20 protein-coding genes and 1 tRNA gene are annotated in these 15,458 nt (G+C 40.3%); 12 read left to right on the top strand and 9 right to left on the bottom strand.

All coding sequences use genetic code 11. The features are described 5' to 3' along the window. The 6 genes from HP439_RS02365 to HP439_RS02340 form a co-directional block, all read left to right on the top strand. Nucleotides 1-547: O-methyltransferase (locus tag HP439_RS02365; protein ID WP_172388743.1), on the top strand; the 547-nt coding region annotated here is incomplete at its 5' end. A 22-nt stretch (nt 548-569) separates the two neighbouring features. Then, a complete protein-coding gene (locus HP439_RS02360) occupies nt 570-1,316 on the top strand; it encodes a glucosaminidase domain and LysM peptidoglycan-binding domain-containing protein (RefSeq protein ID WP_172388742.1) in 747 nt (248 codons plus the stop codon). Beyond that, a complete protein-coding gene (locus tag HP439_RS02355; RefSeq protein WP_172388741.1) occupies nt 1,317-2,153 on the top strand; it encodes a glucosaminidase domain-containing protein in 837 nt (278 codons plus the stop codon). It abuts the gene before it with no gap. A 58-nt stretch (nt 2,154-2,211) separates the two neighbouring features. Further along, nucleotides 2,212-2,973: a hypothetical protein gene (locus tag HP439_RS02350; RefSeq protein WP_172388740.1), complete on the top strand. Its 762-nt coding sequence runs from the start codon at nt 2,212-2,214 to the stop codon at nt 2,971-2,973. 5 nt (nt 2,974-2,978) lie between these two features. Then, nucleotides 2,979-3,968 carry a DUF3078 domain-containing protein gene (locus HP439_RS02345; RefSeq protein ID WP_172388739.1) on the top strand — a complete coding sequence of 330 codons (990 nt, stop codon included), beginning with the start codon at nt 2,979-2,981 and terminating at the stop codon, nt 3,966-3,968. 11 nt (nt 3,969-3,979) lie between these two features. After that, nucleotides 3,980-4,876, top strand: coding sequence for an N-acetylmuramoyl-L-alanine amidase (locus HP439_RS02340; protein WP_246229182.1), 897 nt, complete (start codon nt 3,980-3,982; stop codon nt 4,874-4,876). Nucleotides 4,877-4,940: 64 nt separating this feature from the next. Here the strand turns inward: HP439_RS02340 and HP439_RS02335 are convergent, their stop codons facing one another. The 6 genes from HP439_RS02335 to HP439_RS02310 all read right to left on the bottom strand — a co-directional run bounded on the left by HP439_RS02335 (nt 4,941) and on the right by HP439_RS02310 (nt 11,002). Next, nucleotides 4,941-6,644, bottom strand: coding sequence for a sodium:solute symporter family protein (locus tag HP439_RS02335; RefSeq protein WP_172388738.1), 1,704 nt, complete (start codon nt 6,642-6,644; stop codon nt 4,941-4,943). Nucleotides 6,645-6,749: 105 nt separating this feature from the next. After that, nucleotides 6,750-6,947 carry a hypothetical protein gene (locus tag HP439_RS02330; RefSeq protein WP_172388737.1) on the bottom strand — a complete coding sequence of 66 codons (198 nt, stop codon included), beginning with the start codon at nt 6,945-6,947 and terminating at the stop codon, nt 6,750-6,752. A gap of 20 nt (nt 6,948-6,967) precedes the next feature. Then, nucleotides 6,968-9,298, bottom strand: coding sequence for a PIG-L family deacetylase (locus HP439_RS02325; RefSeq protein WP_246229179.1), 2,331 nt, complete (start codon nt 9,296-9,298; stop codon nt 6,968-6,970). A 455-nt stretch (nt 9,299-9,753) separates the two neighbouring features. After that, nucleotides 9,754-10,011 carry a DUF6952 family protein gene (locus HP439_RS02320; RefSeq protein WP_172388735.1) on the bottom strand — a complete coding sequence of 86 codons (258 nt, stop codon included), beginning with the start codon at nt 10,009-10,011 and terminating at the stop codon, nt 9,754-9,756. Further along, nucleotides 9,992-10,306, bottom strand: a complete 315-nt coding sequence (locus HP439_RS02315) for a thioredoxin family protein (protein WP_172388734.1) — start codon at nt 10,304-10,306, stop codon at nt 9,992-9,994. The genes HP439_RS02320 and HP439_RS02315 overlap by 20 nt, the downstream gene beginning before the upstream one ends. A gap of 63 nt (nt 10,307-10,369) precedes the next feature. Further along, nucleotides 10,370-11,002 (bottom strand): peroxiredoxin, encoded by a 633-nt coding sequence (locus HP439_RS02310; RefSeq protein WP_172388733.1) that lies wholly within the window; start codon nt 11,000-11,002, stop codon nt 10,370-10,372. 169 nt (nt 11,003-11,171) lie between these two features. Here HP439_RS02310 and HP439_RS02305 point away from each other — a divergent pair. Then, nucleotides 11,172-11,243, top strand: a tRNA-Arg gene (locus HP439_RS02305). Nucleotides 11,244-11,578: 335 nt separating this feature from the next. Here the strand turns inward: HP439_RS02305 and HP439_RS02300 are convergent. Beyond that, nucleotides 11,579-11,926 carry a winged helix-turn-helix transcriptional regulator gene (locus tag HP439_RS02300; RefSeq protein ID WP_172388732.1) on the bottom strand — a complete coding sequence of 116 codons (348 nt, stop codon included), beginning with the start codon at nt 11,924-11,926 and terminating at the stop codon, nt 11,579-11,581. A 90-nt stretch (nt 11,927-12,016) separates the two neighbouring features. On the opposite strand from HP439_RS02300, the gene HP439_RS02295 reads away from it, so the two are divergent. Beyond that, a complete protein-coding gene (locus HP439_RS02295) occupies nt 12,017-12,520 on the top strand; it encodes a dihydrofolate reductase family protein (RefSeq protein ID WP_172388731.1) in 504 nt (167 codons plus the stop codon). A 225-nt stretch (nt 12,521-12,745) separates the two neighbouring features. Here the strand turns inward: HP439_RS02295 and HP439_RS02290 are convergent, their stop codons facing one another. Further along, nucleotides 12,746-13,087: a hypothetical protein gene (locus HP439_RS02290; protein ID WP_172388730.1), complete on the bottom strand. Its 342-nt coding sequence runs from the start codon at nt 13,085-13,087 to the stop codon at nt 12,746-12,748. Between the two features lie 345 nt (nt 13,088-13,432). On the opposite strand from HP439_RS02290, the gene HP439_RS02285 reads away from it, so the two are divergent. The 4 genes from HP439_RS02285 to HP439_RS02270 all read left to right on the top strand — a co-directional run bounded on the left by HP439_RS02285 (nt 13,433) and on the right by HP439_RS02270 (nt 15,287). Then, nucleotides 13,433-13,747 (top strand): ArsR/SmtB family transcription factor, encoded by a 315-nt coding sequence (locus HP439_RS02285; RefSeq protein WP_172388729.1) that lies wholly within the window; start codon nt 13,433-13,435, stop codon nt 13,745-13,747. Between the two features lie 121 nt (nt 13,748-13,868). Continuing rightward, complete coding sequence (locus HP439_RS02280) at nt 13,869-14,372, top strand: SRPBCC family protein (protein WP_172388728.1); 504 nt, start codon at nt 13,869-13,871, stop codon at nt 14,370-14,372. A gap of 4 nt (nt 14,373-14,376) precedes the next feature. Then, nucleotides 14,377-14,880: an SRPBCC family protein gene (locus HP439_RS02275; RefSeq protein WP_172388727.1), complete on the top strand. Its 504-nt coding sequence runs from the start codon at nt 14,377-14,379 to the stop codon at nt 14,878-14,880. Between the two features lie 5 nt (nt 14,881-14,885). Further along, nucleotides 14,886-15,287 carry a DUF1801 domain-containing protein gene (locus HP439_RS02270; protein WP_172388726.1) on the top strand — a complete coding sequence of 134 codons (402 nt, stop codon included), beginning with the start codon at nt 14,886-14,888 and terminating at the stop codon, nt 15,285-15,287. Here HP439_RS02270 and HP439_RS02265 read toward each other — a convergent pair. Further along, nucleotides 15,256-15,453 carry a hypothetical protein gene (locus HP439_RS02265; RefSeq protein ID WP_172388725.1) on the bottom strand — a complete coding sequence of 66 codons (198 nt, stop codon included), beginning with the start codon at nt 15,451-15,453 and terminating at the stop codon, nt 15,256-15,258. The two genes, HP439_RS02270 and HP439_RS02265, sit on opposite strands and share 32 nt — an antisense overlap. Nucleotides 15,454-15,458 lie beyond the last annotated feature (5 nt).

The following is a 15,458-nucleotide window of genomic DNA, read 5'->3' as shown; positions in this document are numbered from 1 at the left end:
CTATTTGCGGGAGACAATGCCTCACATGTTATCGGGGCATTTTCAAGGAAGAGTGCTCTCTTTGTTGTCTCATTTGGTTCGACCGAAACGCGTTTTGGAGATTGGTACCTTCACAGGTTATGCCACCTTATGCTTGGCCGAAGGTCTTGCCGAAGGAGGAGAAGTTCACACGATAGATATTAACGAGGAACAGCAGGAACGCGTACAGAGCTATTTTGATGCCTCGCCATATGGTAATGCAATAAACTATCATATTGGTGATGCAGCGGACATCATCGGACGGATTCCAGGTGAATTTGATCTTGTATTTATCGATGCCGATAAAAAAAGAAACTTGTATTACTTTCAGCAACTGATAGAAAGAACGGTTACAGGAGGGTTAATACTTATCGACAATGTGCTATGGAAGGGAAAGGTTTTATTAGATAACCCGGATAACCAAACAAAAGCGATACTGGAACTTAATCAAACACTGGCAAACGATGGTCGGATAGAAAAACTGATCTTGCCGATTAGAGACGGGCTTTTTGTGATACGCAAAAAGTAATTGTTGAACTAAAAGGAAGAATATGCATAAGAAAGCACAAGGGTGGTTTTTTGCCACACTGTTGATTTTTTTATTGAACGTTACGTCAACGTACGCACAAAAATTTTCACCAAGTAGTTATATTGCTGAGCATAAGGATATGGCACAGCAACTGATGATAGAAACAGGAGTACCCGCTTCTGTTATTTTAGGAGTCGCCTTTCATGAAAGTGCGTATGGAAACAGCAGACTCGCCAAGCATTTGAACAATCATTTCGGTATCAAAGGAAAAAACAATAGTAAGAAGATCCGTTCGGCTTATAAAGGTTACGGTTCATCGGATGATTCTTACGAGGATTTTGTCGGTTTATTGCAGCGACGTAAAGCAACAGCTAAGCTTTTTGATACGAAAAAGAAAGGCGATTATAAAGGTTGGATCGCTGGAATTGCCCGCTCCGGCTATTCGGAGTCAGGGACCTGGTCAAGAAAGGTAATTCAGATTATCGATCGTTACGACCTAGACAAATATGATAATGTCGCGAGCAAACAAGAGTTGGCGGAGCAGGTGGTGGCATCCAACGGCCCTGCGCCAACTGAAGACATACTTCTGCGTTCTATGGAATCTAAAGATTCCAGACTGAACTTAAACCAAACCAACTCGCACGTGGTACGAAAGGGCGATACTCTTTCTGCGCTCGCTAAACGCTATGGGACCACAGTGCAGAAGCTTAAAAACCAGAACAACCTTCGGTCTGCCAACCTATCGATCGGACAACGTTTAATGCTTTAAATGAGACGAAATACTGTATTTCTATTGCTCGGGGTGTTGTTATTGGGAGTAACGTCATGCGCATCACGAAAATCAACTGTGTTGCGGTCTGGAAAAGAGACAAGTTCCTCCCGATCAACGACAGCTTCTAGAGGAGCCACCTCGATTTCAGGACTGAGCTATATCGATCGTTATAAGGATATTGCTGTTGCTGAAATGAATCGATATGGCATCCCTGCCAGCATTAAACTAGCGCAAGCACTACTCGAATCCGGTAGTGGAAACAGTTATCTTGCCAAAAAAGCGAACAATCACTTCGGCATAAAATGCGGCGGAACATGGAACGGAAAGTCGGTTAACCGTCCTGATGATCGTGCTAACGATTGTTTTCGTGTATATACAAGCCCAGAACAGTCATTTGAAGATCATAGTCAATTTCTATTACGTAAGCGTTATGAAAAGCTCTTTAGATTGGATAAAGATGACTATAAAGGTTGGGCTCGAGGGCTTAAAGATGCGGGGTATGCTACCAATCCTCGCTATCCTCAACTTCTGATCGACTTGATTGAACGCTATGAGCTCTACAAATATGACCGTCTAGAATCGTCTTATGTGGCCAAGGAGGTTCGCGAAGAAAAGGTGGAAGAGATTATCCATATAAAAGAAGTTGATGAACCGCAAGAGGAGCCGGAAGAAATTAAGAGTGCCGTAGCGATGATTATCCATGAAGTAAAAAGTTCAGATACTTTATTTGGCATAGCAAAAGAGTATGGAGTTTCTGTCGAGCAAATCAAAACTCTTAATTCCTTGTCCTCTGAGAACCTTTCTCTCGGCCAAATGCTCGTGATCACGAAATAAAAGACTAAAAGGTGTTAAAATTTGGATAATTTAACGTCTTTGCTGTAGTTTTATAACCGTGAAGTTTTTACATCATTTATATCTATTCAGTTTATTATTTATTAGTCATCTGACGCTAAATGCGCAGACCGGTGGAATTCAAGGCATAGTCTTTGATAAAGGTACCGGCCAGCGCGTTGGTAGTGTATTTGTCAAGAACGTTAAATCAAAAGAAAACACCTATAATAATGCGCGAGGCGAGTTTGAAATAAATGTAGCGGCCGGCGATACGGTTATTGCCTCAAAAGACGGATTTCACGCCGACACGATAGTTTACAAGGATCAAAAGGTGCTCCTAGTTTATTTGAGACGAAGCTCGATACATATTGCGCAAATTGATGTCTTTGCACGAAAATCTCCGGAGCAGGTTTTAGCACAACGGAGGGAAGAGTTTAATAAGGCATATAAAATGGCGGACCCTGGATCAATATTTAGCGTTGGGCCAACAGGTGCCGGGATTAGCATTGGCTCGATCTTTAACATGCTAAGTAAGGAAGGAAAAAATGCGCGAAGGCTTACGAAGGTCATTCAACGCGAGTATGAGGACAATGTGGTGGACTCGAAGTTTACTCCTGATTTGGTTCAGCATACGACGGGGTTGACAGGCGATCAGCTTCGAATTTTCATGAACAATTTCCGACCGAGTTATGCCTTCGTGATGTTGGCGACTCCGTATGAGTTATCGTCATACATAAGAAGTAAATATGAAATATTTAAATTAAATCCTAACTTGCGCTATTTACCGAAATTGCCGGATTTAGATTTAGAAGTTAATAATTAAAAAACATGACGTTTAGTAGGCTAATTGTATTTTTTGCACTTTACGCAACGCTTAGCGTAGGAGTTGCTTATGCACAGATTGATCTTAAGGAATTGCGCGCAAGGCCCGACACGACAATAGTCGAGAAGCCTGAAGCCCCAGTAAAACAGCTAAATAATATCATTGTTCCTATCCCCAACCTAGATCTGGAGGTGGATTACTGGAAACATTGGACCAAATTTGGCATAAACGCGAATCAAGCTTCGTTCAGTAGTAACTGGAACGCGGGGGGAGTTAACTCTGTTGCTGCGGGTCTTTTAGGGTGGCATAAGTCAGAATACAATAAAAATAATTTTCAGTTTACCACTGAAATTGATCTGAAGTATGGAATTGTGAGAAACGAAGGACAGCTCGCGAAAAAAAATAACGACCGTATTTTCTGGGATAATAAACTTGCCTATAAATTATCCAAAACATGGGCGCTCTATTTCTCGTTTACTTATGAATCGCAATTCGACGTAGGTTATAAATATGAATTTAACGAAGAGCTCGGGCGCGAGTTAGTGGCGGACACCGTATCTGCTTTCATGGCCCCGGGATATTTTACGGAATCATTCGGTTTGGAGTATAAACCCGATGAAACATTTTCTGTTCGTTTTGGTACAGGTACTGCGCGGCAGACGCTCCTAATAAATCGAGAACGAATTGGTCCAGCTCCAGATTATGGCGTAGAACCAGGAAAAGAGTTTAAAAATGACCTGGCTTTTCAGCTAACGGCCAACCTAGATCGTAATTTATCTAAGAACCTGAATATTAAATCACGTTATAATCTGTTTGCCGATTATAACGATATTAGTGATCCTGATCACCGTCTGGATGTCACATTATCAGCGAAAGTGACTAGCCTTGTCAACGTATCGTTAGGAGGTATTGTCGTCTATAATTCTGATGAAGCCCCGGACATACAATATAGCCAGGCGCTCGCTTTAGGAGTTACCTATACATTACCAAGGTAGATCGTGTGCGTTTGAGAGATTTGGGGTTTATTTTGAGTTTTGTATTGCTTGTCGGATGTGCGACAAAGCAGAAGACATTGGTGGGTAATACAGCTCGTCCAGTGATTAAAATTGACACCACGAAGATCAACGTTGACTCCGTTCGGATCCCCTCTATTAGCGATACATTTGCGGAGAATACAACGCTTATAATACCAGATATTAATTCGCCGGAAGATAAAGTTCGGGCTATGATGCGTGAAGGCGTTAATAAAAATACGGATTGGTCAGAAGCGATACACTATGATGTCCGAAAACCGAATTACGTAATTATACATCATACTGCTCAGCGTAGCATCAATCAAACAATACGTACTTTTCAGCTTGAACACACCGAAGTGTCAGCCCACTACGTCATCGGTCGAGACGGAAGGGTTGTACAGATGCTTAATGACTATTTGCGATCTTGGCATGCCGGCCGGTCTAAATGGGGGACGATTACCGATATGAATTCTGTCTCTCTGGGTATTGAGCTCGATAATAACGGGCGCGAAGCTTTCCCTGAAGCGCAAATACAGTCTTTGATAACTCTACTTGACACGTTGAAAACCAGGTATAGGATACCTTTTACCAACATCATTGGTCATGCCGACGTAGCCCCAACGAGAAAGGACGACCCTAGTGTGTTTTTTCCGTGGAAGCGACTAGCTGAACGTGGTTTTGGAGTTTGGTATGACGAGCGTAATTTACAACCCGTCCCCAGCGATTTTAATTACGTTGACGCCCTACGTATCATCGGTTACGATGTCTCCAATTTGAACGCAACAATCAGGGCATTTAAAAGGAAATTTATTCCGCAGGATCCCAGCGAAACGCTCTCGGAGTATGATAAACGTGTTTTATATAATTTGTATCGCCGATATTTCTAAAAAGTTGTTGCCTTTCAGACAGAATGTTTCACGTAAAACATTGGAGGGGAAAAAAGCAATTCTTTTAATTTTCAATTGTGAACCCTTTGGTTCGGAAGATCTGTTGCAAGATAAGTCCTAACACGATTACACATACACACCCCACCAGATTTAGCCATAAATAGGCCATTATATCGGTAGACCAAATAATAAAGACTATTATTTCCGTTAGAATCGCTGCCCAAAAGACGGCCTTCCCCCCGATCTGTTTTACATAAAATGCAACTAGGAAAACCCCAAGGATTGTTCCATAGAATAACGATCCTAATATATTCACCGCCTCGAGTAGATTTCCGAGCTGACTGGCATATAGTGCCACACAGAGGGTTATTATACCCCAAAACAACGTGAATATACGTGATGCATTTAAATACCCCTGATCAGAGGCACCCCTATTTATAAACCGCTTATAAATATCGACAACAGTTGTAGAAGACAAGGAATTTATTGCGCTGGCCGTTGCTCCCATAGACGCTAAGAAAATTATTGCTATCAGTAGCCCTATAAATCCTTTAGGAAATGTGCTGGTAACAAAGGAAAGGAAAATGTAGTTATTGTCGTTTAATTCTGCGGACGGATCATTTTTGAGAAGAAGTTCTTCAACTTGCTTTCGTAGAGCTTTATCCTGTTTATTTTTAGCGTTTAATGCTTCTCTACTTTGGTCGATTAATACTTCATCGTCGGTTTTTAGGCCCCTGGTGAGCTGCTGGACAAGTAGTGTTTTTTCTTTGCTTAGCAGTTCGTGCTGACTCATAATTTGGCTGTACTCTGCTTTATACTCACTGTTTTCGATTTTTTTTACCTCTACTTGGTTGAAAAATAAAGGTGCCGTATTGAATTGATAATAAGCAAATACAAGGATCCCGATAAGGAGTATAAAAAACTGCATGGGTACTTTTAAAAGGCCATTCATCAATAGGCCCATACGAGAGTCTCGGATGGATGATCCAGTAAGATATCGCCCTACCTGGCTTTGGTCAGTACCGAAATAGGAAAGTTGCAAAAAGAATCCACCGATCAAGCCCGTCCACACCGTATATTCATTGTTAAGATCAAAACTCCAATCTATTGCATTGGTCTTACCAGATTTTCCTGCAATATGCAAGGCTTCTTTAAAGCCGATGTCTTCGGGTAAAAGATGTACGACCATGAATCCTGCCGCAAGAAGCGCGGTAAATATTATCGCCATCTGTAAGAGCTGCGTGTAGGAGACCGCTTTGGTCCCGCCCCATACTGTGTACAGGATAACAATTGAACCGATAATTAGCGTTGTATAGGTCACATCAAGACCTAAAATACTTGATAAAATAATAGACGGAGCGAAAATTGTGATACCAGTAGATATTCCGCGCTGAATAAGAAATAAGATAGCAGTCAGTGCTCTAGTGTGTACGTTAAAACGTTTTTCTAGAAATTCGTAAGCGGTATATACTTTTAATCGATGAAAAATAGGGACAAACGTTACGCAAAGAACGATCATCGCCAGAGGCAGTCCAAAGTAAAACTGTACGAAGCTCATTCCCGAGGAATAGGCTAAACCTGGGGCGGAAAGGAATGTAATGGCACTCGCTTGCGTGGCCATAACAGATAGGCCTACATTATACCATGGGAGCTGCCGATCACCGACAATATAGCCATCGATATTTTTGATACCTCGGCTCTTGTACATGCCATATGCGACAATGAGCAGAAGTGTAAAAAAGAGTACTACCCAATCAATAGTACTCATGAGAAATACTTAGTAAACCAGGACATAAGAAAAATACAGGCAGCGAGCCATATACATATCAGTATATAGAATCTACTCCAGCTTTTTTCTAAAGGCGGAAACTTCCTATCTGTCATGTGGTTTATGTGGAAGGAATGCGCTAATAAAGAAAATAGCGAAAATTAATCCGATAGCAGCACCGATGATAAAACCTAAAATTGTACCGGTGGTTACAATAGATATTAAGGCTCCAAATACAGTTCCAATCACAAGGATAAGACCTTTGTCGTTTAATTGTTCGTTGTTTTCTACTTGATTTTCCATTAGATATTTATGTCTTATTTTTATTTCGTTAACAAATTTACAAATAATCTATTAGCTCCGGGAACTCCGGCGGGTAATTGTCTGAAAAAAGATAACGAAGTATATACAAATTTTCCTTTTCCTAGTTTTAAAATAAGTAATGACCCATTGTGGGCGTCCTCTCCTGTATCAGACATTACTAAGGGCGTCGTATATGCAGGGTCGATGTCTTGCGCAAAGTATAAGCCTCTTTCTTGTACCCAACCATCGAAGTCTTTTGATGTTATTTGATTCGGATAGTTCCATACTCTGTCAGATGGGTTGAGGAATTTGACTTTCGCATCCTCTTCAGTTACCCGGGCACGGCTAATAGTAAATGGTTTTGGTCCGAAGTTATCCTTTTGTAATCGGCTATTTACATTGTATTGCATCAGAACGACGCCACCTTGTTCCACATATTCATATACAATTGGAAGCTTCGATGCAATATGAGGGTTGACATTCATAGCTCGGACCCCAAAAATTAGCGCTTGGTAATTTTTAAGTTGCTCGAGCGAGAGTTTCTTTACATCGATGATGTCTACATGGGTTCCTATGTTGCGGAGGGCGTCGGGAACCAGGTCGCCGGCACCAGCAATATAAGCAACGCGTTCCACCGGATTTATAAGTTCAATTGGACGTAATGTCGCAAAAGTGGGAGGAAACCACACCTGTGGTGCGATATGGTCATAACGGATCTGATGGAGATCCTTTATTTCGTCTCCTTGATAGCTTAGGCTAAGTGTAGCATTACCTATGTTTTCACTCGCAAGGCTCTCGACCTGTATTTTTTCGGATACGACGGGGTTTGTTCCGTCGAAGTTTAATGTTATTTCATTTGGAGTAGCTTTCCATTCCTTTGCTGATAATTTAACTGCAATCGTCGCCTGTTTGGCTGCAGAAGTGTTGTTTGTAAATTGGATGTCGACGGTCTTGGGGGTACCTTTTTTTACTAGGTGATTGCTTGTTAAAGAGGCCGTTATTTGCGGGACGACTTCCAGAAAAGAATAGACCTCCCCTCGAACAGGATCTACCTTTCTATATTGGATTGGCGTGTTGACCGTCAAAGAAATACCCTCAATTAAAAGGGTCACATCACTGCTGGGTAGGTCCGGATTCATTGGAAATCCGACCTTCGTAGGTTCAACCTCAAATTTTCCTTTTCCTACCGGTTTTTCGAGCCAGTAGGGTTGTGTAATATTATTTGCAGTGTAGCTTGCTTCAAGCTTTAGTGTCTCATTAAAAGGGATTTCCTTTTCTAACACTTTTTTGTTGATAGCCTTAAGGGTGACTGCTACCGATGGACTACGGACTATAATCTCTGTGTTGAAGGAGACACTTTCTCCTTGGGCGACTCGGTGCTGGTCAGCTATTGACTCAATTTTTATTCCGGCGCACGCAAGAAGTAACTTTTCCACTTCCTGGGTCTTGCGGACTTTCCAATAACCATCCTGTAGCTTTTGTAGTGCCTTCCATAGTTCTGCTAAGCGGGGTATCGATTTTTGCGGGCTATTTGCGGCATAGTTTTTTATCAATTGGTCGACAAGAAGCTGTAGGTTTTCTGAATTAGGAACCCTGCGCCACGATAAATCCACCGCGTCAAACAAATCGTCGGTAGCACGCTGCCCGTCAACATGTTCAAAAGACTCCACAGAGAGCCCGTTCGTAGCACCGGATCCGAATCCCTGACTTTTGTGTTGCGATCTACTGATTGCAGATATTTCCCCGTACGATTTTCCAATTAAAGGATTAAACGCTCCAATATCGATTTTTAGTTGCCCGTCGCTGCCCTGCATACGCATAAAGTTCGCGGTATTCCAGACTAGTCTAGTTGCCTTCCAGGGGGAAACTAGATTCAATTGATCGGGAAACATTTTTGGATCGGCCGCTGCCGAATAAGCAAGTTGCGCCAGTATGGCTGAAGCCTGATGATGCCCATGCCCCCCTCTTTCATCTGGTGGAAAACGCGTTATAATTATATCGGGCTGTAATTTTCGTATCAACCAAACGGCTTCGCGTAATACTTCTTGTTTTTGCCAGAAGCGGAAAGTTTCGTCGTGCGTTTTTGAAAAGCCAAAATCGTATGCTGAGGAAAAATACTGTTCACCACCATCTACCCCGCGAGCTTGTAAAAGCTCTTGCGTACGGATTAAACCAAGTTCTACGCCCTGCTCCGTGCCGATAAGATTTTGTCCTCCATCACCCCTAGTCAGGGAAAGGTAGGCGGTTCGGACTTTTCGCTCTGAAGCGAGATAAGCAATTAGTTTTGTATTCTCATCATCTGGATGCGCGGCAAAATAAAGAGCTGTGCCAAGTACATTCAGTCGTTCCATCTTGAGTAAGATTTCAGAGGAATTAAGTGGAATCGCTGATTGAGCGAATACAAAGTTGGCAACGAAAAAGGATGCGAGTAGGGAAAAAAAGTTTCTGCACATAGCCCTAAAAATAGGAATTATTTTTAATGACGCAGCGGTGGTTTTTGTGAATTGTTTTTTTTGACTGATTGAGGGATGATTTTTTCTGAGGAGTTAAAAAAATAAAAGGAATCAAATCGCCATTTGATTCCTTTTACCAACAATTAAAAATCTTTTGTCTAAAACTTCCAATCCACCCCGTGAATTTTGTAAAAACCAAATAGTAATAGTCGACAGTTTTAAAATAGTAACCTTTAGTGTTAGTAAAAGTAGGATTAAAATAAATAAGATTTCCGTGTCCATATACAAAACTTTTCCACACGAGTGAAGTTATGAACAACCGGAGAAAAATCTCATTTGCTAAAAGGAGCCGATTACTGGTCGATTGAACCCAATACGCGTTTCATAAAACTATTTAATGCATCTTTTTTAGACGCGCCACCTTTTATTAATTTGTCAACCTCAATGGCACCATACATGTTTGAGATCAATTCTCCGATGACGTCGAGTTCCTCGTCTTTGAGTGAAGGGACTTCCGTCAGAGCTTCTAATGTTTCGATTGATTCCAATACAAAGTCAGCATCATTTTGCTCGATAAACTCTAATAAATGCTTAATTACTGGTAACTTCATTTAATAAATTCGTTAATCCATCAATTTTGTTTGTTTGTACCTGATTTACCAATTTCCCGTTTTTAAATGCGGCGAAAGTCGGAAGGTTGTCCACATTTGCAAGTTTTCTTGATTCTGGAAATTTCTCTGCATCAACGATTACAAATGATACGTTTTCGTTCTCTGTAGCCATTTTTTTGAATTTAGGCTTCATGATACGGCAGTTCCCACACCAAGATGCAGAATATTGGACCAATACAGTTTCATTACTATTTACAAATTCTTGTAAAGAGTCATTTTCTAGTTCTTGTAGCATGATATAATATTTTAATAATGGAGAGGAAGGCTTTTCCTCTCCAATTGTGTTAAGTACAAATTATTAGTTTGCAGAAAGGTATGAAGCAACGCCTTCACGTGTAGCGCTCATTGCGTCTTTTCCTTCTTCCCAGTTTGCAGGACAAACTTCTCCGTGTTTTTGAACGTGAGCATAAGCATCGATCAAACGGATAAACTCTTTTACGTTACGGCCTAAAGGCATATCGTTTACTGATTCGTGGAACACTTTACCGTCTTCATCGATAAGATACGTCGCGCGGTAGCTCACTGCGGATCCTTCTACTAAAGTACCGTATTCAGGATGTTCTACTTCTTTCATTTCTAAAATACCTAATACGCTTGAAAGATTGCGGTTAGTATCGGCAATGATAGGGTATTCAACACCTTCTATTCCACCATTGTCTTTCGCTGTGTTTAACCAAGCAAAATGAACTTCCGCAGAATCGCATGATGCTCCCACAATGATTGTATTTCTTTTTGCTAATTCTTCAGAAGCTTCTTGGAAAGCGTGTAATTCTGTTGGACAAACAAATGTAAAGTCTTTCGGGTACCAAAATAATAATACTTTTTTGCCTTCAGATTTTGCTTTTTCAAAAATGTTAAGTGTGAAGTTGTCACCTAAATAATCGATTGCGTCAACCGCAATGTTAGGGAAATTTTTACCTGTAAAACTCATAATATTTAATCTTTCTTTTTGTGTTACAAAAGTAGTCTTTTAAACAGTTTAAAAGAATCGATATTAGCAATACTATATAGTTATAATCTATTTTATTCTCGGGATTGTTATAGTTTTTAATTATTGTAAAACGGACAAAAAAATAGGTATTTTTGCTGCAGATTAATATGGCCCCGTAGTTCAACGGATAGAATAGATGTTTCCTAAACATTTGATAGCAGTTCGATTCTGCTCGGGGCTACTAGACCGGACAAATGAGGTATATTTCGTTTGTCCGGTTTTTTTCGAACAATCCGTCTTTTTATATGAACGATTGGGGATTCCGCTCGTGTGTGTGATTCGATAAGTTTTTCCGTCATAATCCATTTTGTGGAAAATTTCGAACAAATAACGGCTGGCTGCGTGCTGATTTCATTTTCTTTTTACGGTTTCGGGATATCTACGACACTTTGCAATGCCTTATCTGTTTTTCTTATTTAAAAATCAAATATCGACAATAACACTGCGGTAAGGGAAAGATAAAAATTTCAATGTTATATATTTTGAGAATGGTAAAGCTGAATCAATATAGAGACGTCATTTTGTTTTAATTTTGTTTCTATGCTTTAGTCCAAATTTAATTAAAGCATTGACAACTTCTTCTGTTTCTTTTGCATGTGCTGTAAGTGCATAAGAAACGGTAATAGGTTTTGTGTTATTAACGGTTCGAGTAATCAGCAAATTATCTTCCAATTCTTTCAACTCTTTGGATAGAACTTTGGGGCTTATTCCCAGAGCCATCTCTTGCAAATCTTTAAACCTCATTGTGCCGTGGTTCTGTAAATTATGCAGGATGCAAAATTTCCATTTGCCCCTCAATAGTTCAATCCCATCTCTTAATGCCAATATATTTTTTTTATTAATGTCACCCTTCTTGTTGCTCATAACAAAGTTACTTTCCTATAGGTAATGAATAGTAAATATAAATCTAATATCCAATAGTTTTGTAGTCAGAAATTAAAAAAACAAAACAATATGAAAGTAACTGTAATCGCAAACATTTCGGCTAACGGAAGAATCTTAATAACCGATAACCCGCATCACCAGCTGCCGCCAGAGGCAATGGGATTCTACGTACAATTTGTAAGAAAGGTTGGAAACGTTGTGATAGGATTAAGAACGTTTGAAAATTTTTTAACATTTCCAACAGAAGTAAAAGAACTTTTTGACGGAATAGAAATCATCATATTATCTCATAATCCTTATACAGCTGATGGTTACAAGACTGTGGAAAGTCCAGAAGAAGCTGTTGAATATATGTCTAAAAAAGGGGTGGAGGAAATCGTAATTGGAGGCGGAGCTGGTACTTTCAATGCCTTTATCGACAAAGATTTGGTTACAGATGTTTATTTTAACGTCAATCCATTAATCACCGGCGCTGGAGCTGTTTTAGGAAACAATAGTGAATTGAACTCAAAGTTTAAACATAAAGAACACAAACATAAAGACGGTTTTGTTCAGCTTCATCTAACTAAATAAGATTGAATAACATCGGGTCAAAACGTGTGTTAGCAAGAGTTTGATGCCAATCTTCATTGAGCCGTTAGTGAGAATAGCGAGACAGGAAGCGAATTTAAAGACTTGTAAAAACAGTCGACAAAGTTTCCTTCGCTTTAGCACTTGAGATGGTTATCCCGTAAAGTAATAAACTAATTAAGGTGAAACCCTCATTTGGGTATGGGAGAGCTGCAAAAATGCAGCAGTTTACATATTTTCCAGCTCCTCCTTTGTGTAGCCGCCAGAGCAGTCCATACATGCGTCCGCGTAAGCGTTATATTCTTCGTACGCAGGTCCGATCTTTCCGAAGAAGGTAATGATGCGGTCTATCCGTATCCGAAGTCGACTATCCATTACAATGAATACTCCCAACACCTTTTCGTCGGTTATTTCTTTGATCTCTCCCTGAACTTCTTCGATTGTATTTTCGTGTCCAAAGTAAAAGACTTTTCCAACGGTTCTTTTGAGAATTTGCTCTTCAACGAGTTCACGGTACTCCCAGGCTACTGGAAGATAGGAATTGTTGTTACTTGTCGTGTTGTGTGCCATAGCCATCTAATAAATTCTGAACTTTACGTTGACCCATATAAAGTTACAAAAAATTGAGTGGGAAATATCTTTCACCTTTCCGTAAAGATTCCTAAATAAGTTTTTCTGAAAAAGACGCTCCAGAACACACGATACGATACGTTCGCCTGCAAGAAGCCAGGGGCGGTACTGGCAGTTACGTCCTAAACCCCTTGATAAAGAAAGGTGCAATGTTTTTGCTCAATGCGTTGTTTTATTTATGGTTTTAAGAAGACAAAAAGAAAAAAATAGTTAAAAAATTTGCGAAACCAAACGGTTGCGTGTATATTTGAAATCAAACGGTTGCATAATTAAAACTATAAACAAATGAGAAGGGATATTTTTCAAGCTATTGCGGATCCAACAAGACGGGCGATTCTCACGCTAATTGCGATGCATGCTATGACACCCAATAGTATAGCTGAACATTTCCATACCTCCCGTCAGTCGGTTTCCAAACATCTGCGAATTCTGACAGAGTGTGCGCTAGTGAAGCAAGAGCAAAAAGGTCGCGAGATTTACTATAAGCTCGAAATCGACAAAATGAAAGAAATCGACCAATGGCTAGAACAGTTTCGAAAAATCTGGGAAACACGTTTCGATCAACTAGACAACTTACTGGCAACAATAAAAGAACAGTAAAAATAGACAGCGGATTATTAGTTGGTTTAAGGGTCTAGTCGCGAAATGATAGATGTGATTTCAAGGTTTATTAAATGACACGAAATCGGATTATTTATTTTTAAAATAATAAAACACAGTTATGAACAGCAATTTATTATTCGAGTTTATTGTAGATGAAAAACAGAAAACCATCATCATAAAGCGCGAGTTTAACGCGAACCACGATTTGGTTTGGAAAGGGTGGACAACGGCGCTGTTGTTAGATCAGTGGTGCGCCCCAAACCCATACAAAATAGAAACTAAAACGATGGATTTCAAAGAGGGTGGTTTTTGGCTTTATTCCTTAATAGGTCCTCAGGGGCAAAAACATTGGAGCAGGTACGATTATATAAAAATTGAAACTCATAAAAGCTTTACGGAACTGCGGGCATTCAGTGACAAAGATGGAACCCTTGATCCGTCCTTTCCCCGGACGGAATGTACTGTTGATTTCAGGCATACAGACAGCAAAACACTTGTAACGATAACCGAGAAATATGGAAGCCCGGCGATGTTTGACAGAATGGCGACAGACAGTCACAAGAAAGGTTTTTCGTCACACCTTAAAAATTTGGACAGATTATTACTCACTTTAAAAAAATAATAAGATGAAAAACAAACTAGTATTTGACTTCATTGTCAACAAGGAACACAAGACAATTCATATCTCTCGTGAATTTAATGCCCACCTTGGGCTGGTATGGCAAGCATGGACTGATCCAGAACTACTAGACCGATGGTGGGGCCCCCAGCCTTGGCGAGCTGAAACAAAGACCATGGACTTTCGCGAGGGAGGGTTCTGGCTCTATGCAATGGTAGGACCTGAGGGAGAGAAGCATTGGAGTAAAACAAATTTCGTTTCGATCATGAAGGAAAAATATTTTTCCTCTAAAGGAGGCTTTAGTGACGAAAATGGTGTTTTAAATCCAGCGTTCCCTCAAAATTTGTGGGAGAACACTTTTATAGCGGACGACAATAAAGTTCGTGTTGAGATGCTCCTGACTTATGATTCGATTGATGGTCTTGAAAAGGAGATGGATATGGGCTTTAAAGAAGGTATGACTCTCGATTTTGAACAATTAGATGAGCTACTGTCAACTTTGGAAAAATAACGGATATGGCAGCAACATTCTTAAAAGAGGTCTCTGCTTATAACAATTCTCAAGCGGGGCAAGACATGTCCATTTGCAATGTGCTGGCAACGGAAATCGCTAAACATCTTCCCGATGGGAAGGTGAAAATTTGGCATGGAAGTCCCGTTTGGTTTTTAGAAGGAAATCCGATAGTCGGCTATAGCAAACAGAAGAAAGGGATACGGCTCATGTTCTGGAGCGGAGCTGATTTTGGAGAAGAAAAATTAAATATTAAGGGCCAGAAATTTAAAGATTCTTCTATTTTTTATAATGCTATAGAAGAAATTAACGTTGAAGATTTGCAGCGCTGGATCGAGAAATCGAGAGACATCCAATGGGATTACAAAAACATTGTCAAACGGAAGGGTGTATTGGAACGGTTGTAATAATGAATGGTTTTTTATGCCAAGCACCGAGAAACCGACAGCCGGTTTCTTGAAACGCCGCTTCTAGACATGCCCCCTGCTTCGGATATCGTTTACCGCCTATTGGGAGGTGAGCGGAAAGTATAGCATCGTGGATTGTCATATCTGTATTTCTGCGGTTAAGCATTCGTT

The sequence above is a fragment of the Sphingobacterium shayense genome, from assembly GCF_013179575.1.
Lineage (GTDB): Bacteria > Bacteroidota > Bacteroidia > Sphingobacteriales > Sphingobacteriaceae > Sphingobacterium > Sphingobacterium shayense.
This window is presented reverse-complemented; position numbering and strand designations above follow the sequence as displayed.